At 72.4% G+C, this 21,801-nt stretch carries 22 protein-coding genes; 7 read left to right on the top strand and 15 right to left on the bottom strand.

All coding sequences use genetic code 11. The features are described from left to right. Positions 1 to 617: 617 nt before the first annotated feature. The gene (locus tag SRB5_RS30420; RefSeq protein WP_228390567.1) at positions 618 to 1,367 is read right to left on the bottom strand and encodes an alpha/beta hydrolase; all 750 of its coding nucleotides are present in this window, start codon (positions 1,365 to 1,367) and stop codon (positions 618 to 620) included. Between the two features lie 121 nt (positions 1,368 to 1,488). Here SRB5_RS30420 and SRB5_RS30425 point away from each other — a divergent pair, with 121 nt between their 5' ends. Together SRB5_RS30425 and SRB5_RS30430 are read left to right on the top strand one after the other, a co-directional pair. Further along, entirely contained in the window at positions 1,489 to 2,643 is a 1,155-nt protein-coding gene (locus SRB5_RS30425) for an adenosine deaminase (protein ID WP_153456690.1), read from the top strand. Positions 2,644 to 2,770: 127 nt separating this feature from the next. Next, positions 2,771 to 3,103, top strand: a complete 333-nt coding sequence (locus tag SRB5_RS30430; RefSeq protein WP_153456691.1) for an ATP-binding protein — start codon at positions 2,771 to 2,773, stop codon at positions 3,101 to 3,103. Between the two features lie 74 nt (positions 3,104 to 3,177). Here the strand turns inward: SRB5_RS30430 and SRB5_RS30435 are convergent, their stop codons facing one another. The 6 genes from SRB5_RS30435 to deoC form a co-directional block, all read right to left on the bottom strand. Continuing rightward, positions 3,178 to 3,387, bottom strand: a complete 210-nt coding sequence (locus SRB5_RS30435) for a PspC domain-containing protein (RefSeq protein ID WP_153456692.1) — start codon at positions 3,385 to 3,387, stop codon at positions 3,178 to 3,180. A gap of 84 nt (positions 3,388 to 3,471) precedes the next feature. Further along, positions 3,472 to 4,011 carry a VanZ family protein gene (locus SRB5_RS30440; RefSeq protein WP_323378744.1) on the bottom strand — a complete coding sequence of 180 codons (540 nt, stop codon included), beginning with the start codon at positions 4,009 to 4,011 and terminating at the stop codon, positions 3,472 to 3,474. 96 nt (positions 4,012 to 4,107) lie between these two features. Continuing rightward, positions 4,108 to 4,710, bottom strand: coding sequence for a hypothetical protein (locus SRB5_RS30445; protein ID WP_153456693.1), 603 nt, complete (start codon positions 4,708 to 4,710; stop codon positions 4,108 to 4,110). Positions 4,711 to 4,760: 50 nt separating this feature from the next. Then, entirely contained in the window at positions 4,761 to 5,660 is a 900-nt protein-coding gene (locus SRB5_RS30450) for an aldehyde dehydrogenase family protein (RefSeq protein WP_153456694.1), read from the bottom strand. 1 nt (position 5,661) lies between these two features. Next, the gene (locus tag SRB5_RS30455) at positions 5,662 to 7,131 is read right to left on the bottom strand and encodes an aldehyde dehydrogenase family protein (protein ID WP_153456695.1); all 1,470 of its coding nucleotides are present in this window, start codon (positions 7,129 to 7,131) and stop codon (positions 5,662 to 5,664) included. Positions 7,132 to 7,136: 5 nt separating this feature from the next. Next, the gene (gene deoC / locus SRB5_RS30460; RefSeq protein WP_228390568.1) at positions 7,137 to 8,093 is read right to left on the bottom strand and encodes a deoxyribose-phosphate aldolase; all 957 of its coding nucleotides are present in this window, start codon (positions 8,091 to 8,093) and stop codon (positions 7,137 to 7,139) included. A 106-nt stretch (positions 8,094 to 8,199) separates the two neighbouring features. Between deoC and SRB5_RS30465 the strand changes: the two genes are divergently transcribed. After that, on the top strand, positions 8,200 to 8,862 hold the full coding sequence (locus tag SRB5_RS30465) for a PH domain-containing protein (RefSeq protein ID WP_153456697.1): 663 nt from the start codon (positions 8,200 to 8,202) through the stop codon (positions 8,860 to 8,862). Positions 8,863 to 9,037: 175 nt separating this feature from the next. Here the strand turns inward: SRB5_RS30465 and SRB5_RS30470 are convergent, their stop codons facing one another. Then, entirely contained in the window at positions 9,038 to 9,817 is a 780-nt protein-coding gene (locus SRB5_RS30470) for a SigE family RNA polymerase sigma factor (protein ID WP_153456698.1), read from the bottom strand. 164 nt (positions 9,818 to 9,981) lie between these two features. Here SRB5_RS30470 and afsQ1 point away from each other — a divergent pair, with 164 nt between their 5' ends. Genes afsQ1 through SRB5_RS30485 form a run of 3 tightly spaced genes read left to right on the top strand, consistent with a single transcriptional unit; the run spans position 9,982 to position 12,715 of the window. Next, on the top strand, positions 9,982 to 10,659 hold the full coding sequence (afsQ1, locus tag SRB5_RS30475; protein WP_323378745.1) for a two-component system response regulator AfsQ1: 678 nt from the start codon (positions 9,982 to 9,984) through the stop codon (positions 10,657 to 10,659). Further along, positions 10,557 to 12,131, top strand: a complete 1,575-nt coding sequence (locus SRB5_RS30480; RefSeq protein ID WP_407704006.1) for an ATP-binding protein — start codon at positions 10,557 to 10,559, stop codon at positions 12,129 to 12,131. The genes afsQ1 and SRB5_RS30480 overlap by 103 nt, the downstream gene beginning before the upstream one ends. After that, entirely contained in the window at positions 12,128 to 12,715 is a 588-nt protein-coding gene (locus tag SRB5_RS30485) for a hypothetical protein (protein ID WP_153456700.1), read from the top strand. The genes SRB5_RS30480 and SRB5_RS30485 overlap by 4 nt, the downstream gene beginning before the upstream one ends. On the opposite strand, the gene SRB5_RS30490 is transcribed toward SRB5_RS30485, so the two are convergent. After that, positions 12,705 to 13,697: a LysR family transcriptional regulator gene (locus SRB5_RS30490; protein ID WP_153456701.1), complete on the bottom strand. Its 993-nt coding sequence runs from the start codon at positions 13,695 to 13,697 to the stop codon at positions 12,705 to 12,707. The genes SRB5_RS30485 and SRB5_RS30490 overlap by 11 nt on opposite strands. 63 nt (positions 13,698 to 13,760) lie before the next feature. Here SRB5_RS30490 and SRB5_RS30495 point away from each other — a divergent pair, with 63 nt between their 5' ends. Beyond that, positions 13,761 to 15,038: an MFS transporter gene (locus SRB5_RS30495; RefSeq protein WP_153456702.1), complete on the top strand. Its 1,278-nt coding sequence runs from the start codon at positions 13,761 to 13,763 to the stop codon at positions 15,036 to 15,038. A gap of 8 nt (positions 15,039 to 15,046) precedes the next feature. Here SRB5_RS30495 and SRB5_RS30500 read toward each other — a convergent pair whose 3' ends face one another. The 6 genes from SRB5_RS30500 to SRB5_RS30525 form a co-directional block, all read right to left on the bottom strand. Next, positions 15,047 to 15,826, bottom strand: a complete 780-nt coding sequence (locus tag SRB5_RS30500) for a hypothetical protein (RefSeq protein WP_153456703.1) — start codon at positions 15,824 to 15,826, stop codon at positions 15,047 to 15,049. A 207-nt stretch (positions 15,827 to 16,033) separates the two neighbouring features. Continuing rightward, entirely contained in the window at positions 16,034 to 17,311 is a 1,278-nt protein-coding gene (locus tag SRB5_RS30505; protein ID WP_153456704.1) for a thymidine phosphorylase, read from the bottom strand. A gap of 33 nt (positions 17,312 to 17,344) precedes the next feature. Further along, the gene (locus tag SRB5_RS30510; RefSeq protein ID WP_153456705.1) at positions 17,345 to 17,740 is read right to left on the bottom strand and encodes a cytidine deaminase; all 396 of its coding nucleotides are present in this window, start codon (positions 17,738 to 17,740) and stop codon (positions 17,345 to 17,347) included. Next, positions 17,740 to 18,996: an ABC transporter permease gene (locus SRB5_RS30515; protein ID WP_153456706.1), complete on the bottom strand. Its 1,257-nt coding sequence runs from the start codon at positions 18,994 to 18,996 to the stop codon at positions 17,740 to 17,742. Before SRB5_RS30515 ends, SRB5_RS30510 begins: the two co-directional genes overlap by 1 nt. Further along, positions 18,996 to 20,120, bottom strand: a complete 1,125-nt coding sequence (locus tag SRB5_RS30520; protein WP_153456707.1) for an ABC transporter permease — start codon at positions 20,118 to 20,120, stop codon at positions 18,996 to 18,998. The genes SRB5_RS30515 and SRB5_RS30520 overlap by 1 nt, the downstream gene beginning before the upstream one ends. Continuing rightward, positions 20,117 to 21,739, bottom strand: a complete 1,623-nt coding sequence (locus SRB5_RS30525; RefSeq protein ID WP_153456708.1) for an ABC transporter ATP-binding protein — start codon at positions 21,737 to 21,739, stop codon at positions 20,117 to 20,119. Before SRB5_RS30525 ends, SRB5_RS30520 begins: the two co-directional genes overlap by 4 nt. Positions 21,740 to 21,801: the final 62 nt, after the last annotated feature.

Here is a 21,801-nt window from a genome sequence, read left to right on the forward strand (position 1 = left end):
TGAGGGGCGGCGCTGCGCGCCTTGGGGGAGGCTCGGCGCTGCGCGCCTCGTGATGCGGAGTGAGGGAAGCCGCTGGCGCGGCTTCGGATGTGGAGTGAGGCGTCGGCGCTTCGCGCCGCCGGGCCGGCGACTGCGGGGGCGACCGTTCGAGGGCCTGTGCTCCGGTGGAGTTCCCCGCGGTTGGCGGGCTGGAGGGGGCGGTGACCAGGGACAATCCGGTGGCCGCCGACGCGGGCAAGGGGACGTTCGACACGCCTGCGCGCGTACGGGAAACGCTCCCAACGCGAGCACGACGCGGCAGTACGCGCGTAGGTGTGTCGGGCGGCCCCGACCCCCGGCGGGACTGCGGCGCACCACATCCGGAGGCGAGGTGCACCCCCGCCCGGCGGCGAGCCGACAGCGGAGAGAGACCCCCTATCCAGCCCGCCCGGCGTTTGAGGGCGAGGCGCGCAGCGCCGACAAGCCCGGCCGGCGCTTGAGGCCTCCGGCCGAAGGCCGGATGCGCGACAGCCGACGCAAACGGCAGCCGAAGACCCCCCGAACGGCCACCGGCCGGAGGCCGAAGACCGACACACACCGCCGCGCGACGGAGGCCAGCCCCCACCGGACGGTGACCCTCAACGCCCCCCGAAGCCCACGGCAAGAGGCATGCGGAGCCCCAACGGCGGCGGAGCCGCAAGCGCGTCGGCGACCGGCCGCGCGAAGTCCCGCTCGAACAGCGACCCCAGGACGAAGTCCGCCGTCAGCGCCATGACCTCCGCCCGATGCCCACCCAGCCCGTGCGCGTCGGAGTGGACCTCGAACCGGCACACCTCACGGTTCGCCTTCTTCACCCGCTCCGCGAGCCGGTACGACAGCTCCGGATCCGTCCGCTCGTCGTCCGTCCCGTGGACGAGCAGCACCCGCCGCCCCGACAGCTGCTTCACCGGCTCCGTCGCGACCGCCTCCCCCGGCAGCCACGGCTCCAGCGCGACCACCGAAACGACCGCCGGATGCCCCGAGGCCCGCAGCGCCGCCCGGGCGCCCATGTCGACCCCGATCAGGCTGACCGGCACGTCCCCGTGCCGCCGCACCACCTCGTCCAGCGCCCAGGAAGCGTCCCGCACCGGATCCGCCGCGGAGTCGTTCCACCCCCGCACCCGGTACCGCACCACATGCACGCCCAGCGCGTCGGACCGCCCGCGTCGGGCCAGGCAGCGGGCCAGCGCGGCGACGGCCGCCACGGACCGCCGGGTCGGCCGGCCGGCCCCCCGCGCCGCGCCGGACGGCAGCACCAGCGCGACGCCCTGCGGCGTACCCGCCGTACCGTAGGGTCTGCCGAGGGTCGCTTCCCGGGAGCGGCCGTCCCCGGCCGAGCGCATCAGCATGCCGCCGATTTTCCCAGACGGGACCGGGCCGGGGAAGCGTTCATCCACAGGTCATCGCGCCGCGCAAAAGGTTCGCCCCCGCTCTCTACGCGCGTAGCCGACAGCGGGGTATGGTGCGAGGATGAAGAGCGAGACCCCGGGGGTGCCCACCCCCGACCAGATCAAGCGGGCGCCGAAGGTCCTCCTGCACGACCACCTCGACGGTGGCCTGCGCCCCGCCACGATCGTCGAGCTGGCCCGTGAGTGCGGGTACGGGCAGCTCCCCGAGTCCGACCCGGAGAAGCTCGGTCTCTGGTTCCGCGACGCCGCCGACTCCGGTTCGCTGGAGCGGTATCTCGAGACCTTCGACCACACCTGCGCCGTGATGCAGACCCGCGACGCCCTCTTCCGCGTCGCCGCCGAGTGCGCGGAGGATCTGGCGGCCGACGGCGTCGTGTACGCGGAGGTCCGGTACGCCCCCGAGCAGCACCTCACCGCCGGCCTCACCCTCGAGGAGGTCGTCGAGGCCGTCAACGAGGGCTTCCGCGAGGGCGAACGCCGCGCGCTGGCGGCCGGCGACCGGATCCGGGTCGGCGCCCTGCTGACCGCGATGCGGCACGCCGCCCGCGCCCTGGAGATCGCCGAACTCGCCAACCGCTACCGGGACAACGGCGTCGTCGGCTTCGACATCGCCGGCGCCGAGGCGGGCCACCCGCCGACCCGGCATCTGGACGCGTTCGAGTATCTGAAGCGGGAGAACAACCACTTCACCATCCACGCCGGCGAGGCCTTCGGGCTGCCGTCCATCTGGCAGGCCCTGCAGTGGTGCGGCGCCGACCGGCTGGGCCACGGCGTGCGCATCATCGACGACATCGACGTCGCCGACGACGGCACGGTGACCCTGGGCCGGCTGGCCGCGTACGTCCGCGACAAGCGGATCCCGCTGGAGCTGTGCCCCTCGTCGAACCTGCAGACGGGGGCGGCCGCCTCGTACGCCGAGCACCCCATCGGGCTGCTGCGCCGGCTGCATTTCCGCGCCACGGTGAATACGGACAACCGGCTGATGAGCGGTACGAGCATGAGCCGCGAGTTCGAACACCTGGTGGACACGTTCCATTACACGCTCGACGACATGCAGTGGTTCACCGTCAATGCGATGAAATCCGCGTTCATTCCTTTCGACGAACGTCTCGCGATGATCAATGACGTCGTCAAACCGGGTTACGCGGAGCTGAAAGCCGAGTGGCTGTTCCGTCAGACGGCGGTGACCAGCGAATCTTCGGCGGCGCACAGCTGATCCGATGAACAGGAGACGGGGCCGTACGGGTCATCTTCCCGGCGGCCCCGTCGCGCTTGTCCGGGTTTCGGGGCCGTGGCTAGCGTTGGCTGCCGATCCAGCCGACGAGGACGAGGACTCGAATTCCATGAACCCCCGCAAGATTCTGGGTGCCACGCTGCTCGGCGCCGCTTTCGCCGCCGCTTCCGCCGGTGCCGCGTGCGCCGCCGACGGTGTCCCGGGCAACCTCCCCGGCCTGTCCGGCCTCGCCGGTCTGGGCTCGGGCGGTGTGACCGCCCCCGACCAGACCCCGGTGGACAGCTTCACGGCCGTGGGCCAGCAGACCGGCCCCAAGATCGGCTCCGTCGGCAAGCCCAAGCTCGCCGTCGCCGGTATCACCGACAACCTGCCGGGCGGTGGCGTCGGCGGTCTGCAGAAGACCCTCGGCGGCCTGCCGGTCGTCGGCGGTCTGGGCGGCTGAGCAACGCACGCCGACGGAAAGGCCGCGCATTCCCGGATCCGGGACGCGCGGCCCTTCCGTGTTCCGGGAACGGATTACCAGGCGCCGGCCTGTTTCACCGCCTTGTCCTCGGACGGCATGACCACCCAGAGGACGATATAGAGCAGGAACTGCGGGCCCGGGAGAAGGCATGACGCGAGGAAGATGATCCGCATGGTGGTGGCGGAGATGCCGAAGCGCCGGGCCAGTCCCGCGCAAACGCCGGCAATCATCCTTCCCTCGCTGGGGCGGGTCGGTACGGCCATGGTCGGTGTCTCCTCGGATCGATGTCGTCCCGTCCTTCCGACGGTAATTCCACGGTAGGCGGACATCGATTTCCCGGCATCGGGCTACGGAGCGACTCCGACCCCGGAGAATCTCGGGGTCTCACCCTGAGATTCCGTACGGACGGGATTCGGGGCCCCGCTTTCCCGCCGCCTCAGCACCGCCCGTACCGTCGGCACCACGGCCAGATGCAGCACGGCGACCCCCGCCGTGCCCAGCAGCACCGCGTCCACGTTCCCCACCTGCCCCGGCACCCCCGTGCGCAGCAGCTCGACCACGAGCCCCAGCATGCTGCCGGCGAAGACGGTCCGGACGAAGGAGCCCACCGGGGCCACGTGCAGCCGCCCGCCCAGCATGGGCAGGACGACGCCGGCGGGGGCGAGGAGGGCGAAGGGGCCGCCGATGCCCCGTACCGCCGCCCAGCCGCCCTCGGACACCTTGGCGCGGATGGTCTGGAGCGGCTCGAGATTCGTACCGTCGACCCAGGGGACGGACGCGGGGCGCAGCGTGAACCACCAGATCGCGGTCAGGTGGACCAGCAGGAGCACGAACCCGGCCGCCCGGATCCACAGGGGTGCCCGCCCCGCGGGCGTAAGACGCTGCACGTCACCGAAGACGCGGGTGGGACGGGGTCCGGTTCCGTACGAGTTGCCCTTGTGGGGCAGGCCACGGCCGCGTTCCGCGGGCCCGGACGGCACCGGTCAGCCCGCGACCGACGCCCGCGCCGCCGCCGCTATCCGCACCAGCGCCTCCCGTTTGCCGCAGGCGTGCGCCCCGCGGCCCACCGCGCGGGCCACGATCGACGGCTCCGCCTGCAGCAGCCGCCAGCCCCGCAGCAGCAGGACGTGCGGCGCCTTACGGCCTTCCCGCAGGTCACGCAGCAGCCGGCGGCGGAACGTACGCCCGGCGCCCCGGCTGAGGCACAGCGCGTCGGCCAGCAGCCCGCGCTCGGCGCACACGGCGGTGATCTCCGCCGCGAAGATGCCCTCCGCGACGAACAGCGGCGCGCCCGCCAGGTCCAGCACCCGGTGGCCGGTGACCGCGCTGCGGGAGATGTCGTACACCGGGGTGTCCGTGCGTCCCGCGGCGCAGAGCCCGGCGATGGCCGCCACCGCCGCCTCCGCGTTCCAGGCGTCCGGGGAGTCCCAGTCGACGCCGTGACCCCCCGCCAGGACGGGCAGCGTGGGGTCGCCGGCCTCCTTGTAGAAGTCGTCGAGGCGCAGTACGGGAAGTCCCGCCTCGGCGGCGAGGCGGGACTTCCCGGAACCGGACGGGCCGGTGAGCAGGATGACGCGAGCGGGCATACCGCCCAGTATGAGGTCCGCGCCCGCAGGCCCGGAACGTGAGGCCGTCATCAGTACGAGGAGCCCCCGGCGCCCAGCGGGCCGGTCGGGTGCCAGACCGTCTTCGTCTCCAGGAACGCCGTCAGCCGGGCCGTCCCCGGGTCCGCGCTCCAGTCGTCGGCGCCGGGCCGCAGGACGCGCTTGAGGTTGTCCGCCGCGGCCGCCTCCAGCTCCGCCGCGAGGTCCGCGGGGGCGCCGGTGAGGTCGATGGCGTTGACGTCCATGTGCGCGGCCAGGGTGGGCGCGATCTCCGCCGTACGGCCGGAGAGCACGTTCACCGTGCCGCCGGGGACGTCGGAGGTCGCCAGCACCTCGCCCAGGGAGAGGGCGGGCAGCGGGCGGTCCTCGGAGGTGACGACGACGGCGGTGTTGCCGGTGGCGATCACGGGGGCGAGGACGGACACCAGGCCCAGCAGCGACGACTTCTGCGGCGCCAGCACGGCCACCACGCCCGTCGGCTCGGGGGTGGAGAGGTTGAAGTACGGCCCGGCGACCGGGTTGGCCCCGCCCGCGACCTGCGCGATCTTGTCGGTCCAGCCGGCGTACCAGACCCACCGGTCGATCGCCGCGTCCACCTGCGCCGCGGCCTTGCCCCTGGACAGCCCCTCGGCCTCGGCGACCTCCAGCGCGTACTGCTCGCGCCGCCCCTCCAGCATCTCCGCGACGCGGTAGAGGATCTGGCCCCTGTTGTACGCGGTGGCTCCCGACCAGCCGCCGAACGCCTTCCGGGCGGCCACGACGGCGTCCCGGGCGTCCTTGCGCGAGGACCGGGGGGCGTTGGCCAGCCACTGGCCCTTGGCGGAACTCACCTCGTACACCCGTCCGCTCTCGGAACGGGGGAACTTGCCCCCGACGAAGTTCTTGTAGGTCTTGAAGACACTCAGCCGCACAGCAACATCAACTGCATTCATTTCAGCGCGCCCCCTTCGGGGTCGACGGGGCGAGGTACGCCTCCAGACCATGCCGGCCGCCCTCGCGGCCGAAACCCGACTCCTTGTAGCCGCCGAACGGCGAGGTCGGGTCGAACTTGTTGAACGTGTTGGCCCAGATCACCCCGGCCCGCAGACTGTTCGCCACGGACAGGATCCGCGACCCCTTCTCCGTCCAGATGCCGGCCGACAGCCCGTACTGGCTGTTGTTGGCCTTCGCGACGGCCTCCGCGGGCGTACGGAACGTCAGCACCGACAGCACCGGGCCGAAGATCTCCTCGCGCGCGATCCGGTGCGCCTGCGTGACGCCCGTGAAGAGCGTCGGCGCGAACCAGAAGCCCTCGCCCGGCAGCTCGCACGGCGCCGTCCAGCGCTCCGCGCCCTCCGCCTCGCCGGCCTCGGACAGCGCGGTGATACGGGCCAGCTGCTCGGCGGAGTTGATGGCGCCGATGTCGGTGTTCTTGTCGAGCGGGTCGCCCAGGCGCAGGGTGGACAGCCGGCGCTTGAGGGAGTCCAGGACCTCGTCGCGCACCGACTCCTGGACCAGCAGCCGCGAGCCGGCGCAGCAGACCTGGCCCTGGTTGAAGAAGATGCCGTTCACGATGCCCTCGACGGTCTGGTCGATGGGGGCGTCGTCGAACACGATGTTCGCGCCCTTGCCGCCGAGCTCGAGGGTGACCTTCTTGTCCGTACCGGCGACGGCGCGGGCGATGGCCTTGCCTACGGCCGTGGAGCCGGTGAAGGCGACCTTGTTCACATCCGGGTGCGCGACCAGCGCGGCGCCCGTGGAGCCGTCGCCGGTGAGGATGTTGACGACGCCCTTCGGCAGCCCCGCCTGACGGCAGATGTCGGCGAAGAACAGCGCGGACAGCGGGGTCGTCTCGGCGGGCTTGAGGACCACGGTGTTGCCGGTGGCGAGCGCCGGGGCGATCTTCCAGGCGAGCATCAGGAGCGGGAAGTTCCACGGGATGACCTGGCCGGCCACGCCCAGCGGCTTCGGCTCGGGGCCGAAGCCGGCGTGGTCGAGCTTGTCGGCCCAGCCCGCGTAGTAGAAGAAGTGCGCGGCGACCAGCGGCAGGTCGGCGTCGCGCGTCTCGCGGATGGGCTTGCCGTTGTCCAGGGTCTCCAGGACGGCCAGCTCGCGGGAGCGCTCCTGGATGATGCGGGCGATCCGGAAGAGGTACTTGCCGCGCTCCCTGCCGGGCAGCGCGGACCACTTCTCGAACGCCTTTCGGGCGGCCTTGACCGCCCGGTCGACGTCCGCCTCGCCGGCCTGCGCGACCTCGGAGAGGACCTCCTCGGAGGCCGGCGAGATCGTCTTGAAGACCTTCCCGTCGGCGGCCTCGGTGAAGGCGCCGTCGATGTACAGCCCGTAGCTCGGCGCGATGTCGACGACCGAGCGGGACTCGGGCGCGGGGGCGTAGTCGAACGCCGGTGACTTCTTGCTTGCCATCTCGATCAGTCCACCGTCACGTAATCGGGGCCGGAGTAGCGGCCGGTGCTCAGCTTCTGCCGCTGCATCAGCAGGTCGTTGAGGAGGGACGAGGCGCCGAAGCGGAACCAGTGGTTCGACAGCCAGTCCTCCCCCGCCGTCTCGTTCACCAGCACCAGGAACTTGATCGCGTCCTTGCTGGTCCGGATCCCGCCGGCCGGCTTCACCCCGACCTGCACGCCGGTCTGCTCCCGGAAGTCGCGGACGGCCTCCAGCATCAGCAGCGTGTTCGCCGGGGTGGCGTTGACGGCGACCTTGCCCGTGGAGGTCTTGATGAAGTCCGCGCCGGCCAGCATCCCGATCCACGAGGCCCGGCGGATGTTGTCGTACGTGGACAGCTCGCCGGTCTCGAAGATCACCTTCAGCCGGGCGGAGCCCGCGGCCTCCTTCACGGCGCGGATCTCCTCGTACACGTCGAGGAAGCGGCCCGCGAGGAAGGCGCCGCGGTCGATGACCATGTCGATCTCGTCGGCACCGGCAGCAAGGGCGTCCCTCGTGTCCGCGATCTTGACCTCACGGGAGACCCGCCCGGCGGGAAAGCCCGTGGCCACGGACGCGACCTTGATCCCGGACCCCTTCAGTGCCCCGGCGGCGACCCCGGCCATGTCGGGGTAGACGCAGATCGCGGCGACGCGCGGGGTCGTCCGGTCCAGGGGATCGGGGTTGATGCCCTTGGCGCACAGGGAGCGGACCTTGCCGGGGGTGTCCGAGCCCTCCAGCGTGGTCAGGTCGATCATCGAGATGGCCAGGTCAATGGCGTACGCCTTGGCCGTCGTCTTGATGGAACGGGTGCCCAGAGACGCCGCCCGCGCCTCGAGGCCTACGGGGTCCACTCCGGGGAGCCCGTGCAGGAAGCGGCGGAACGCGCTGTCGGAGGACGTGACGTCGGCTGCGAGGCGCTCGGCGGTCTTATTCGGGGGCATGCTCACCAGACGAGCATATCTACACGCGTAGCAGCTCGTCATCCCGTGGGCGATCGATGCCGTACCGCAACGTCCGCATACCGGACCGTGGTGCACAATCGCACTCATGAGCTCGGACACACCCACGCCCCAGCCACCCGCCGACGGGGAACCCGTCTACGCCGATCGCGTCTACCGCTCCGCGGGTGGTGTGGCCGGCGGCGTGCTGCTGCTGGCCCTCGCCCTGTGGCTGGGCATCGACGCCCTGGTCCGCGGCGACAGCCGGGTCCGGCTGCTGGCCGCGAGCGCGCTGCTGTGGGTGGTGCCGCTGGTGTTCGGCTACGCGGTACGTCCGGCCGTGTTCGCCGGCCGGGAGAAGCTGCGGGTGCGCAATCCGCTGCGTACGGTGACCGCGCCGTGGGGCGCGGTGGACGGGCTGCGGGCCGGGATGAGCAACGAGTTGCTCGCCGGTGACGCGAAGTACCAGCTGTGGGCCATCCCGGTGTCCCTGCGCGGCCGCAAGAAGGCGATGCGCAAGCACGAGCGGGCCCGGGCCACGGGTCCGCTGGGCGGCGGGCCGGGCTCCGCCACGCACGAGCCGGCGCTGGCGGTCGCGGAGGACCACCGCTCGGCGGGCGACAAGTCGATGAACGAGCTGCGCGACCTGATGGAGACGAACGGCGGCCGCCCCGCCGCGCAGGGCCCGGTGACGGTCACGTGGGCGTGGGAGCTCATCGCCCCGTTCGCGGTGGGCCTGGTGGCGTTCGTGATCGTCGTCGCGGTCGGCTGACCGGGACGTACGGACAGGGAAAGAGGGGCCGGTCCAGTGGACCGGCCCCTCTTTCTGTTCCCCCGGGGAACCCCCGTTCCCCGTTTCCCCGTCCCCCGTGATGTCCCGCCGGCCCCTTCCTCAGGCTGGTGCAGACCCCCACAGCCGCACCACGGCCGGCGCCCCCGGACACCGGTCAGGCGACGAGTTCCCCGAAGCACTCCTCCTCGTCGCGGCCGAAGCTCAGCGCCTCGTCGTCCCGCAGCCGCCGCAGCGAGCGCCAGATGCTGGACTTCACCGTGCCGACGCTGATGTTGAGCACATCGGCGATCTCCGGGTCCGTACGGCCCTCGTAGTACCGCAGCACCAGCATCGTGCGCTGCAGTTCGGGCAGCCGGGCCAGCGCCTGCCAGAGCACCGCGCGCAGCTCCGTGCCGCGCATGGCGTCCGTCTCGGCGGCGGTCTCGGGGAGTTCCTCGGTCGGGTACTCCGCGAGCTTGCGCCGCCGCCAGGCGCTGATGTGCAGATTGGTCATCGTCCGGCGCAGATAGCCGCCGACCGCCGCCTTGTCGCTGATCCGGTCCCACGCCCGGTACGTCGAGAAGAGCGCCGACTGGAGCAGGTCCTCGGCCTCGTACCGGTCACCGGTCAGGTGGTAGGCGGTGGCGTACAGGGAGGCGCGGCGCTCCGCGACGTAGGCGGTGAACTCCGCCTCGCTCGCCGAGATCCGCTCCCCCGTGTCCTCCCCGTACGCCGTTCCCCCGTTCCCCCCGCGGTCCTCCGTGCCGTTCGCGCGGGCCGGCTGTGGAGCCGACTCGATCGCGACGATGTACGGCGATCGCCTCCCGGTGCCGCGGACGCACCCCCGTCCGCCCACAGCACCGGAGTTCAGGTGCAGCTCCAGGCCCCTGCCGTTGGTGTGCAGACGCGTGTGAACGCTGGCCTTGCCGTTCGTGCTGTCGTGCAGTGCGTTCATGACGTCCGCCCCCCGGATCGTGTGGAGCCTGGTTCTGTGCTGACTCCACAGAGACTGCCCGGGGACTTTCATGGCGCTGTCCGTCGACTGTCACAGGCTTGCAACAGGGATCGAACCCGCTGACCGGGTCGATCCCTGGGCTCCGGTAGGCCACAATGACGCGCGTGCCTTCACTGTTGCTCATCGAGGACGACGACGCGATCCGAACCGCCCTGGAGCTGTCCCTCTCCCGCCAGGGCCATCGGGTGATGACCGCCGCGTCGGGCGAGGACGGCCTGAAGCTCCTGAAGGAGCAGCGGCCCGATCTGATCGTGCTGGACGTGATGCTGCCCGGGATCGACGGCTTCGAGGTGTGCCGCCGGATCCGCCGCACCGACCAGCTGCCGATCATTCTGCTCACCGCCCGCAGCGACGACATCGACATCGTCGTGGGTCTGGAGTCCGGTGCCGACGACTACGTCGTCAAGCCCGTCCAGGGCCGGGTGCTGGACGCCCGGATCCGGGCCGTGCTGCGGCGCGGGGAACGGGAGACGACGGACTCCGCGACGTTCGGGAACCTCGTCATCGACCGGTCCGCGATGACCGTGACCAAGAACGGCGAGGATCTGCAGCTCACGCCGACCGAGCTGCGGCTGCTGCTGGAGCTGAGCCGCCGGCCCGGCCAGGCGCTGTCGCGCCAGCAGCTGCTGCGGCTGGTGTGGGAGCACGACTACCTGGGTGACTCCCGGCTGGTCGACGCCTGTGTGCAGCGGCTGCGGGCCAAGGTGGAGGACGTGCCGTCCTCGCCGCGGCTGATCAAGACGGTGCGCGGCGTGGGTTACCGGCTGGACTCGCCGTCGTGACGAAGGAGCCCGGTCTGTTCCGTGGCTGGGCCGCGTCGATGCTCCGGTGGATAAGTCTGCGCCTGCGGCTGGTCATCGTGTTCGCCCTGGTGGCGCTGGTCTCGGCGGTGTCCGTGGCCGGCATCGCGTACTGGCTGAACCGGGACTCGGTGCTCAAGCGCGCCCAGGACTCCTCGCTGCGCAGCTTCCGCGAGGGGCTGAAGGCGCACACGGACTCGCTGCCGCTGGACGCCGACTGCGCGGCGGTGCGCAAGGCCGCCGGGCAGGTCGCGGACACCGAGCAGGGGTACCAGGTGCTGCTGCTCAGCGACGCGATGCCCGGCTGTACGGCCGCGTCCGGCCGGGAGTTCGCGGTGCCGGACACGCTGCGGAGGGCGGTGGACAAGCCGCGGGCGGACGACGCCGGCGCGTACCACCTGTACTGGATACGGATCACCATGGACGGCGACCCGTATCTGGTGGGCGGGGCGCGGGTGGAGGGCAGCGACTGGACCGGCTACATGCTGAAGTCGCTGAACCCCGAGCGCGACGACCTGAACTCCCTGGCCTGGTCGCTGGGCATCGCCACCGCGCTGTCGCTGATCGGCTCCGCGCTGCTGGCGCAGGCCGCCGCGACGACGGTGCTGCGGCCCGTGCAGCGGCTCGGCGAGGCGGCGCGGGCGCTGGGCGAGGGGAAGCTGGACACCCGGCTGCGGATCACCGGGACCGATGAACTGGCCGATCTGTCCCGTACGTTCAACCAGACCGCGGAGCGGCTGGAGCAGCAGGTGGAGGCGCTGAGCGAGCGGGACAAGGCCAGCCGGCGGTTCGTCGCCGACATGTCGCACGAGCTGCGCACCCCGCTGACCGCGATCACCGCGGTGACGGAGGTGCTGGAGGAGGAGCAGGACTCCCTCGACCCGATGATCGCGCCGGCGGTGCGGCTGGTGGTGAGCGAGACGCGTCGGCTGAACGACCTGGTCGAGAATCTGATGGAGGTCACCCGCTTCGACGCCGGTACGGCCCGGCTGGTCGCGGACGAGGTCGACGTGGCCGACCAGATCACCGCGTGCATCGACGCGCGGGCCTGGCTGGACGCGGTGGACCTGGACGCGCCGCGCGGGCTGACGGCGCGGCTGGACCCGCGCCGGCTGGACGTGATCCTGGCGAACCTGATCGGCAACGCGCTCAAGCACGGCGGATCGCCGGTGCGGGTGACGGCCCGTACGGAGGACGACGATCTGGTGGTGGAGGTCGCCGACAACGGGCCCGGTATCCCCGAGGACGTGCTGCCGCACGTGTTCGACCGGTTCTACAAGGCGGACGCCTCGCGGGCCCGTTCCGAGGGCAGTGGCCTCGGGCTGTCCATCGCGGTGGAGAACGCGCGGATCCACGGCGGGGCGATCAGCGCCGCCAACCGGCCCGAGGGCGGGGCGGTGTTCACGCTGCGGCTGCCGCGGTACGCGCCGGCGCCGGACGAGGAGGAGCGATGAGGGCACTGACCCGGTCCGTGGCCGTGGCCCTGTGCGCCGTCGCGCTGGCCGGCTGCGGGATCAGGCCCACCAGCGTCCCGGTGGACGCCGGTTCGGCGCCCACCCGGGCGCGCTGCGGCAGCGAGGACCCGCCGGCGGCGCCGCGCAAGGACGGGTCGGCGCAGGTGGACGTGTTCCTGGTGTGCGGGCCGAAGGTGTCGCCGGTGCGGCGCGGCGTACGGCCGCCGGCGGGGTCGGCGGCGACCGTACGGGCGTATCTGGAGCGGGAGCTGCTCGCCCAGCTGCTGCGCGAGCCGGGGCCGCGGGAGTCGACGGACGGGTACGACACGGACGTGGCCCGCATCGCGCTGTCGGCGCCGCGCGCGGGTGACCCGCCGCGGGCGGTGCGCTTCGACCGGGACCCGGAGGAGCTGTCCAAGCAGGGGCTGGCCCAGCTGGTGTGCACGTTCGCGGCGCTGGACGACGGGACGCGGGCGGTGCTGGGGACGCGCGCGCAGCTGCGGGAGTACGACTGCACGCGGGCCGTGCAGGACGATCCGCTGCGGGTGCTGGAGGGGTCGCGGGAGTACCGGGTCAGCCATTGAGGAGGCGGCCCCGGCGGCCCAGGAGGAACTTCTTGAACGCGGCCACCGGCGGCGTGTCCACCGCCCCCGCCTGCCACGCCAGCCCGATCTCCCGTACCGCCCGCTGCCCGGTGAGCGTCAGCTCGACCACCCCCGGGCGGGGCACGGCGGGCGGGGGCAGCAGGGCGACGCCCAGGCCCGCGGCGACCAGCCCGCGCAGGGTCTCCGCCTCCTCCCCCTCGAACGCGACCCGCGGCGTGAACCCGGCCTGCGCGCACAGGGCGTCCGTCATCCGCCGCAGCCCGTAGCCCGGCTCCAGGGTCACGAACGCCTCCTCCGCCGCCTCCGCCAGCCGCACCCGCTTGCGCCCGGCGAGCCGGTGGTCGTCCGGTACGACCAGACGCAGCCGCTGTTCGTCCAGCCGCCGCCCGACGAGGTCGGGGTCGTCGGGGACCGGTGAGGTCAGGCACAGGTCCAGCTCGCCCTCGCGGAGGCGGTCGAGCATCCACTCCCCGTACGACTGGACCAGCTGGAACCGCACTCCCGGGTGGTCGACGCGGAACTCCCGCAGCAGCTCCGGGACCGTCTCCGGGCCCATGGTGTGCAGGAAGCCGAACGCCACCTTGCCGGCCGAGGGGTCGGCGTCGGCCCGTACCGCCTCGGCCGCCCGGCCCACCTCGCCGAGCGCCCGGTCGGCGGCGGTGCGGAGGTCGTGGCCGGCCTTGGTGAGCGTGAGCGTGCGGCCGTGGCGGGTGAAGAGGGCGACGCCCAGGTCGGCCTCCAGGCGTGCGACGGCGCGGCTCAGCGTGGGCTGGGGGACGCCGAGTTCGAGGGCGGCGCGGGTGACGTGCTCGTGCCGGGCGACGGCGGCGAACTGGGCGAGGCGGGGGGCGAGGAGGGCCGCCCAGCCGGCGGCGGACTCGGGAGCGGCCTCTGTAACAGATGTATCTTGCAGATGTCCAGATGGTGACATCGGCCGCGCTGACCTGTGCTCATGCATCATCGTATGGATTCTGCCATCCTCATGCATTGGACGCATTATTTTGCATTGCGTACTTTCGATGGCATGCCAGCCGAACCAGTCCGGGTGGCCGCCGAGCGGCCCGCGGACGCCCCCGTCCCCTCCTCCCTCACCAAGCTCACGCCGGGCGACGCCGGTTACCGTCGCATGATCCTCGCGCTCTTCGCGGCGGGCACGGCCACCTTCGCCCTGCTCTTCTCCACCCAGGCGCTGCTGCCCGCGCTCACCGGTGAGCTCCACGTCTCGGCGAGCACCGCCAGCTGGACGGTGTCCGCCACGACCCTCGCGCTGGCCCTGGCGGTCGTCCCGCTGAGCCTGGTGTCCGAGCGCGTCGGCCGGCGGGCGATGCTCTCGTACGGGCTGACGGCCGCCGTCGCGCTGGCGCTGGTGATCCCCTTCGCGCCCGGCGTCGACACCCTGATCGTGCTGCGCGCGCTGCAGGGCGTGGCCATCGCCGGGATCCCGGCCTCGGGCATCGCGTTCATCGCGGACGAGGTCGAGCAGAAGTACGTGATCGGCGCGATCGGGCTGTTCGTCGCCGGCAACAGCGTCGGCGGTATGACGGGGCGCATCCTCACCGGCTGGGTCGCCGACGCGTGGGGCTGGCGGGCGGCGCTGGCGGCCGTGGCGGTGCTGTCCGTGCTGTGCGCGGCGCTGTTCAGGGCCACCCTGCCGCGGGCGCGGCACTTCACGCCGGGGCCGGCCGGGACGCGGGCGATGCTCGCGACCGTACGGGGGCATCTGACGGACGGGCTGATGGTGCGGCTGTACGCGATCGGCGCGCTGTTCATGACGGTGTTCGGGTCGGTGTACACCGTGATCGGGCTGCGGCTGGCCGGGGAGCCGTTCGGGCTGTCGCAGGGGCTGATCGGCTCGGTGTTCGTGATCTATCTGGTCGGTACGGTCTCCTCCGCCGCGGCCGGCCGGTTCGTCGGGCTGCTGGGGCGGCGCGGCACGCTGTACGCGGCGGCGCTGACGACCGCGGCCGGGCTGCTGCTGACGTCGTCCGGCACGCTGTACGTGGTGCTGCTGGGCCTGGTGCTGCTCACGGCCGGGTTCTTCGCCGGGCACGCGGTGGCCTCCGCGTCGGTCAGCCGGGCGGCGACCGAAGGGCGGGCCCAGGCGACGGCGCTGTACCAGGTGGCGTACTACGCCGGCTCCAGCGTCGGGGCCACGCTGGGCGCGATCGCCTTCCACGCGGCGGCGTGGGACGGGGTGGTCGTGCTGGGGCTGGTCGCGCTGGTGGCCATCGGCGGGATCACGCTGTACGCGACCCGCAAGGCGGTCACCGAGCGGCGGACGGTGGCGGTCGCGGGGCGGTAGTCCCGCGGTCAGATCCTCGTCGTCCGCAGGGCGTGCGGGCGGAGGTCCGACTTCTTCGTACGACCGGGCGCCCCCGGGTTTCCGGGGGCGCCCTTGTCCTTCCCGGCGCGGGAGTTCACGGGGCCCGTCGTGCCGCCCTGGGGGCCCTCGTCGGTCTTCGCGCGGTGCGTGGCGTCCTCGCGCAGGACGCGGGCGCAGTACGGGCCCAGGGGCTGTCCGTGGGCGGCGTCGGCCAGCCGGCGTTCCTGGCCGGGGGGCAGGGTGTGGTCCTTGGCCAGGGCGTGCTCCCGGGCCCGGCACAGGGCGGCGCTCTCCCGGGCGGGGGCGGTCGTCTCCGCGGGGACGGCCGGGGTCAGCGGCGTGGGGGTGCCGGTCGTCGCCGGCTCGGGGTTCGGGGTGGGGGTCGCCGCGCCGGGGGCCACCGGGCGGGAGGTCACCGGGCGGGGGTGGTCGTCGCCGCCGAAGCCGGGGACCGGGACGCCGCCCGACGCGACGGCGACGCCGCCGAGGGCGAGCAGCGCGGCGATGCCGGTGAGGGCGCCGGCGAGGATGCGGCGGCGGGGGGCGCGGACCGGCTCGGGGCGGGCGTGCTGGGCGCGGAAGGCCGCCAGGACGGCGTCCTCGTCGGCGGCGGCGCGGGCGGGGTCGGGGGGCAGCGGCTCGCGGGCGGCGGCCAGGAGGCCGCTCAGCCGGCGTACGTCCGCTCCCCCGTCCCGTACGTCCTCGCCGGACAGCAACCGCTCCACGGTCACCTCGTCCAGCCCGTCCCGCTCGTCACGTCCGCGCACGGCAGCCCTTCTCGTCGCCCGGCCGGCCCGGCCCACACCGTACGTGTCGGCAACCGCGGCCCGGAAGAGGGGCCCCTCGGGCGGCCTCCGATCCTTCCCCGGGCAAGCGGAAGGCGCAACACCGCCTCGGCCCTGTTACCGAACCCCCGCACGAACGGGGAGGGTTCGTGACGTCGGGCGACGCGCTCTCCCGGCGACAGCCCGCCCTCAGCCGATCCGCCCCAGGATCAACGGCACGGGCTCGAACCCCGTCCCCTCCCCCGCCACGTCCACCGCCCCCTCCAGGGCCTGGCGGGCGTACGCGAACTTCTCCGGCGTGTCCGTGTGCAGCGTCAGCAGCGGCTGCCCCGCCGTCACCGTGTCCCCCGGCTTCGCGTGCAGCTCCACGCCCGCGCCCGCCTGCACGGGATCCTCCTTGCGCGCCCGGCCCGCGCCCAGGCGCCAGGCGGCGACGCCCACCGCGTACGCGTCCAGGCGCGTCAGGACGCCCGAGGCGGGGGCGGTGACGGTCTCCGTCTCGCGGGCCGTCGGCAGCGTCGCGTCGGGGTCGCCGCCCTGGGCGGTGATCATCCGGCGCCAGACGTCCATCGCGGAGCCGTCCGCGAGGGCCTTCGCCGGGTCGGCGTGCTCCAGCCCCGCCGCGTCGAGCATCTCGCGGGCCAGCGCGAGGGTCAGCTCCACCACGTCGGACGGGCCGCCGCCGGCCAGCACCTCGACGGACTCGCGGACCTCGAGGGCGTTGCCCGCGGTCAGGCCGAGGGGGGTGGACATGTCGGTGAGCAGCGCCACCGTCCGTACCCCGTGGTCCGTACCGAGACCGACCATCGTCGAGGCCAGCTCGCGGGCGTCCGCGAGGTTCTTCATGAACGCGCCCGAGCCGACCTTCACGTCCAGGACGAGCGACCCCGTCCCCTCCGCGATCTTCTTCGACATGATCGACGAGGCGATCAGCGGGATCGACTCGACGGTGCCGGTGACGTCCCGCAGCGCGTAGAGCTTCTTGTCGGCCGGCGCCAGCCCGTCGCCCGCCGCGCAGATCACCGCGCCCGCGTCGCGGAGCACGCCCAGCATCTCGTCGTTGGACAGCAGCGCCCGCCAGCCGGGAATGGACTCCAGCTTGTCGAGGGTGCCCCCGGTGTGGCCGAGGCCCCGGCCGGAGAGCTGCGGGACGGCGGCGCCGCAGGCGGCGACGAGCGGGGCCAGCGGCAGGGTGATCTTGTCGCCGACGCCGCCGGTGGAGTGCTTGTCGGCGGTGGGCCGGGGCAGCGCGGAGAAGTCCATCCGCTCGCCGGAGGCGATCATCGCGGCGGTCCAGCGGGCGATCTCGGCGCGGTCCATGCCGTTGAGGAGGATCGCCATGGCGAGCGCGGACATCTGCTCGTCGGCGACCTCGCCGCGGGTGTACGCGGCCAGGACCCAGTCGATCTGCGCGTCGTCGAGACGGCCCCGGTCACGCTTGGTACGGATGACGGAGACGGCGTCCATCGGACACCCCTTTCACAAACGGAAGAACGCGGGTCAGCGACCCAGCTGCGCCGGCCCGAAGGCGTCCGGCAGAACCTCGGTCATCGGCCGTACGCCGCTCACGGTGTCCACGAGCAGCTCCGGCCCGCCGTGCTCCCAGAGCAGCTGGCGGCAGCGCCCGCACGGCATCAGGACCCGCCCGTCGCCGTCGCAGCAGGAGAACGCGACGAGCCGGCCCCCGCCGGTGCGGAAGAGCTCGGAGATCAGCCCGCACTCGGCGCACAGGGCCACCCCGTAGGCCGCGTTCTCCACATTGCAGCCGGCTACGATCCGGCCGTCGTCGACGAGGGCGGCGGCGCCGACGGGGTAGCCCGAGTAGGGGGCGTAGGCCCGGGACATCACGTCCCGGGCCGCGTCCCGCAGCGCGGACCAGTCGACGGGCGCGGCCATCAGCCCTCGCCCTTGCGGTACGGCAGTCCGTCGGCCTTCGGCATCCGCAGCCGCTTGGAGAACAGCGCCAGCACGACGATCGTCGTCACGTACGGGGCCATGGCCACGAACTGGCTCGGCACCTGGTCGGTGGCCAGGTACCACCACAGCAGCAGCGCGGCGACGACCGCGGTGAACACGGCCGGGACGGGCTTGCGCTTGTACAGCTGCCAGACGACCGCCAGCGCCAGCAGGATGACCAGGAGCAGCAGCAGCGCGTGCACGTTGTCGCCGCCGGAGCGGACGTTGAGGCTGTCGGTGTAGCCGAAGAGCAGCGCGCCGAGCGCCGTGCCGCCGGGCAGCCAGTTGCCGAAGATCATCGTGGCGAGACCGATGTAACCGCGGTTGCCGGTCTGGCCCTCCTGGTAGATCCCGGCCGCGTCGGCGAGGAAGTAGCCGCCGAGCCCGGCCAGGGCGCCGGAGACGATCACGGCGACGTACTTGTACTTGTACACGTTGACGCCCAGCGACTCCGCCGCGTGCGGGTTCTCGCCGCAGGAGCGCAGCCGCAGCCCGAACGGGGTGCGCCACAGCAGGTACCAGGTCGCCGGGATCAGGGCGATCGCCAGGATCGTCAGCAGCGAGATGCCGGTGACCACGCCACCGGCGAAGCCGGCGATGTCGGAGACCAGGAACCAGTGTTTGCCGTTGAGGGTCTTCATCCAGTCGGAGAGCCCCGGCAGGGTGACGGTGTCGATGCGCTCGATCGACGGGGACTGCTTGGCGCTGCCGCCGGACTCCTGGAAGGTGAACTTCGACAGGTATTTGGTGGCACCGAGCGCCAGGATGTTGATCGCCACACCGGAGACGATGTGGTTGACGCCGAACGTCACGGTGGCGACGGCGTGCAGCAGCCCGCCGAGGATGCCGCCGATGATCCCGAACGCCACCCCGGTCCACGGGCCCCACTGGTAGCCGGCCCAGGCGCCGAACCAGGTGCCGAGGATCATCATGCCCTCGAGGCCGATGTTGACCACGCCGGCCCGCTCGGACCACAGTCCGCCCAGGCCCGCGAGGCCGATCGGCACGGCGAGCCGCAGGGCGGCGGAGACCTGGCCGACGGAGGTGATGTCGTCGGCGCCGGTGATCAGCCGGACCAGGGAGACCAGGCACAGGGCGCCGGCGAGGATGATCAGCATCCACGGCCAGGTGAGCCTGAACCGCTTGGCGGGCCTGCCGGCCGGCTGCTTCAGCGTCGCGTCGGTCACGGTGGCCATCACGCCGACACCTCCTTACGGTTCTTCTTGGCCTGGGCCGCGAGTTCCTCGCCGACCCGGTGCTGCTGGCGCCGCTGCCCGTAACGGCGGACCTGCTCGTACGAGATGACCACGGAGAGCACGATCAGGCCCTGCATGATCTTGGCGATCTCCGCGGGGTAACCCTCGAGGTTCAGCTGCGAGGAGGCCTTGTCGAGGAAGGCGATCAGCAGCGCCGCGAAGGCCACGCCGATCGGGTTGTTGCGGCCGAGCAGGGCGATGGTGATGCCCGTGAAGCCGACGCCGACGGGGAAGTTCGAGCTGTACGTATGGGTGCCGCCGAGCAGCTCCGGCATCCCGGCCAGACCCGCGACGGCGCCCGAGATCAGCATGCTGACCAGCACCATCCGCTTGGCGTCCACGCCGCTGGCGGCGGCGGCCGACTCGGAGGCGCCGGAGGCGCGCAGGTCGAAGCCGAAGCGGGTGCGGGACAGGACGTACCAGTAGACGACGCCGACGGCGGCGGCGATGAAGACGAAGCCGTAGATCTCGCCGGCGAAGTCGCTGACCTTGATCCCGGGGAACCAGCCGGACTCGTCGATGAGGCCGGTCGTCAGGTCGTTGGAGCCCTCGGCCTGCTCGCCGAACTGGTCCTTCAGCACCATCCAGGCGATCAGATTGCCGGCGATGGCGTTGAGCATGATCGTCGAGACGACCTCGCTGACGCCCCGGGCGGTCTTCAGCACACCGGCGACGCCCGCCCAGATCGAGCCCACGACGATCGCGGTGAGGATGATGATCAGGATGTGCAGCGGGCCGGGCGCGGAGACCTTCACGCCGACGATCGCGGCCAGCACGGCGGCGAGCCGGTACTGGCCGTCGACGCCGATGTTGAAGAGGTTCATCCGGAAGCCGACCGCCACCGCGAGGGCCGCCAGATAGTACGTGGCCCACTGGTTGACGATCAGGACCTGGACGTCCTGCTCCTGCAGGGAGGAGAACATGATCTGGAACGGCTCGATCGGGTCGAGCCCCGAGGCCACCAGGACCAGGACGCTCAGCGCGAACGCGACGGCCAGTGCGAGCACCGGTCCGGCGATGCCCAGGAGCAGTCGTTCCCTGTCGAACTTGAATGCGTTCTTCATCGCCGGCCGTCCTCGGTGTCCGCGCCGGCGCCGGGGGCGTCGTCGGGTGTCTCGAGGTGGCCACTGGCCGCGCCGGTCATCGCGGTGCCCAGCTCCTCCGGGGTGACGGTCGCGGGATCGGCGTCGGCGACGAGCTTGCCGCCGAAGATCACGCGCAGGGTGTCGGACAGGCCGATCAGTTCGTCGAGGTCGGCGGAGATCAGCAGGACGGCCATGCCCTCACGGCGGGCCTCGCGGATCTGGTCCCAGATCTGGGCCTGGGCGCCGACGTCGACACCGCGCGTGGGATGCGCGGCGATCAGCAGCTTGGGGTGGTGGCTCATCTCCCGGCCGACGATCAGCTTCTGCTGGTTGCCGCCGGACAGGGAGGCCGCGGTGACGTCGATACCGGGGGTGCGGACGTCGTACTCCTCGACGATCCGCTCGGTGTCGGCGCGGGCCGCCTTGATGTCGAGGCGGAAGCCCCGGGAGTTGGGCGGCTCGGTGACATGGCCGAGGATGCGGTTCTCCCACAGCGGGGAGTCCAGCAGGATGCCGTGCCGGTGGCGGTCCTCGGGGATGTAGCCCAGGCCCGCCTCGCGGCGCCTGCGCACCGGCCAGGACGAGACGTCGGTGCCGTCGAGCCGGATGGTGCCCGAGTCGGGGGTGTGCATGCCGATGATGGCGTCGATCAGCTCGGTCTGGCCGTTGCCCTCGACGCCGGCGATGCCCAGGACCTCGCCCTTGTGGATGGTGAAGCTGATGTCGTCCAGCAGCTTGCGGCCGGCCGCGACGGTCTCGGTGGTGGCGCTCTCCGGGAGCGTCGTGCCGCCCGCGCCGGTGTGCGCCAGCGGGGCGCTGACGCCGCCCTCGGCGAGGGTGAGGTGCTCGAGCTGGAGCATCGGCTGGTCGGTGACCGTGGACTCGCGGGTCTCCGGGGTGGGCAGCTCGCTGCCGACCATCAGCTCGGCGAGCTGCTTGCGGGTGACCTCGCCGGGGGTGACGGAGGCGACCGTCGTGCCGCGGCGGATGACGGTGATGTCGTCGGCCACGGAGAGCACCTCGCCCAGCTTGTGCGAGATGAAGATGACGGTCAGGCCCTCGGACTTGAGCTCGCGCAGGTTGTGGAAGAGGGCGTCCACCTCCTGCGGGACGAGGACCGCGGTCGGCTCGTCGAGGATCAGGGTGCGGGCACCGCGGTAGAGGACCTTGAGGATCTCCACGCGCTGGCGGTCGGCCACGCCCAGGTCCTCGACGAGGACGTCGGGGCGGACGCCGAGGCTGTAGGCGGCGGAGATCTCCATGATCTTCTTACGGGCCCTCCCTCCGATGCCGTACAGCTTCTCGGCGCCGAGGGTGACGTTCTCCAGGACCGTGAGGTTGTCGGCGAGCATGAAGTGCTGGTGCACCATGCCGATGCCGCGGGCGATCGCGTCGGCGGGGCCGGCGATGTCCACGGTCTCGCCGTCGACGGCGATCGTGCCCTCGTCCGGCTTGTGCATGCCGTAGAGGGTCTTCATCAGGGTGGACTTGCCCGCGCCGTTCTCACCGACGATCGCGTGCACGGTGCCCTTGCGGACCGTGATGTGGATGTCGTGGTTGGCGACAACACCGGGGAAGCGTTTGGTGATCCCCGTCAGCTCAACGGCGGGGGGAGGGCTGGACGCGTTGATGGCGCACTCTCCGGGGGACGGTGGTCTGG

It is taken from the genome of Streptomyces smaragdinus (assembly GCF_009604385.1).
Taxonomy (GTDB): Bacteria; Actinomycetota; Actinomycetes; order Streptomycetales; family Streptomycetaceae; genus Streptomyces; species Streptomyces smaragdinus.

Bases quoted from the DNA above. Each gene is read 5' to 3' on its own strand.
- SRB5_RS30420 (WP_228390567.1), bottom strand. From the start codon at position 1,367: ATGCTGATGCGCTCGGCCGGGGACGGCCGCTCCCGGGAAGCGACCCTC.
- SRB5_RS30425 (WP_153456690.1), top strand. From the start codon at position 1,489: ATGAAGAGCGAGACCCCGGGGGTGCCCACCCCCGACCAGATCAAGCGG.
- SRB5_RS30430 (WP_153456691.1), top strand. From the start codon at position 2,771: ATGAACCCCCGCAAGATTCTGGGTGCCACGCTGCTCGGCGCCGCTTTC.
- SRB5_RS30435 (WP_153456692.1), bottom strand. From the start codon at position 3,387: ATGGCCGTACCGACCCGCCCCAGCGAGGGAAGGATGATTGCCGGCGTT.
- SRB5_RS30445 (WP_153456693.1), bottom strand. From the start codon at position 4,710: ATGCCCGCTCGCGTCATCCTGCTCACCGGCCCGTCCGGTTCCGGGAAG.
- SRB5_RS30450 (WP_153456694.1), bottom strand. From the start codon at position 5,660: ATGAATGCAGTTGATGTTGCTGTGCGGCTGAGTGTCTTCAAGACCTAC.
- SRB5_RS30455 (WP_153456695.1), bottom strand. From the start codon at position 7,131: ATGGCAAGCAAGAAGTCACCGGCGTTCGACTACGCCCCCGCGCCCGAG.
- deoC (WP_228390568.1), bottom strand. From the start codon at position 8,093: ATGCCCCCGAATAAGACCGCCGAGCGCCTCGCAGCCGACGTCACGTCC.
- SRB5_RS30465 (WP_153456697.1), top strand. From the start codon at position 8,200: ATGAGCTCGGACACACCCACGCCCCAGCCACCCGCCGACGGGGAACCC.
- SRB5_RS30470 (WP_153456698.1), bottom strand. From the start codon at position 9,817: ATGAACGCACTGCACGACAGCACGAACGGCAAGGCCAGCGTTCACACG.
- SRB5_RS30485 (WP_153456700.1), top strand. From the start codon at position 12,128: ATGAGGGCACTGACCCGGTCCGTGGCCGTGGCCCTGTGCGCCGTCGCG.
- SRB5_RS30490 (WP_153456701.1), bottom strand. From the start codon at position 13,697: ATGATGCATGAGCACAGGTCAGCGCGGCCGATGTCACCATCTGGACAT.
- SRB5_RS30495 (WP_153456702.1), top strand. From the start codon at position 13,761: ATGCCAGCCGAACCAGTCCGGGTGGCCGCCGAGCGGCCCGCGGACGCC.
- SRB5_RS30505 (WP_153456704.1), bottom strand. From the start codon at position 17,311: ATGGACGCCGTCTCCGTCATCCGTACCAAGCGTGACCGGGGCCGTCTC.
- SRB5_RS30510 (WP_153456705.1), bottom strand. From the start codon at position 17,740: ATGGCCGCGCCCGTCGACTGGTCCGCGCTGCGGGACGCGGCCCGGGAC.
- SRB5_RS30515 (WP_153456706.1), bottom strand. From the start codon at position 18,996: ATGGCCACCGTGACCGACGCGACGCTGAAGCAGCCGGCCGGCAGGCCC.
- SRB5_RS30520 (WP_153456707.1), bottom strand. From the start codon at position 20,120: ATGAAGAACGCATTCAAGTTCGACAGGGAACGACTGCTCCTGGGCATC.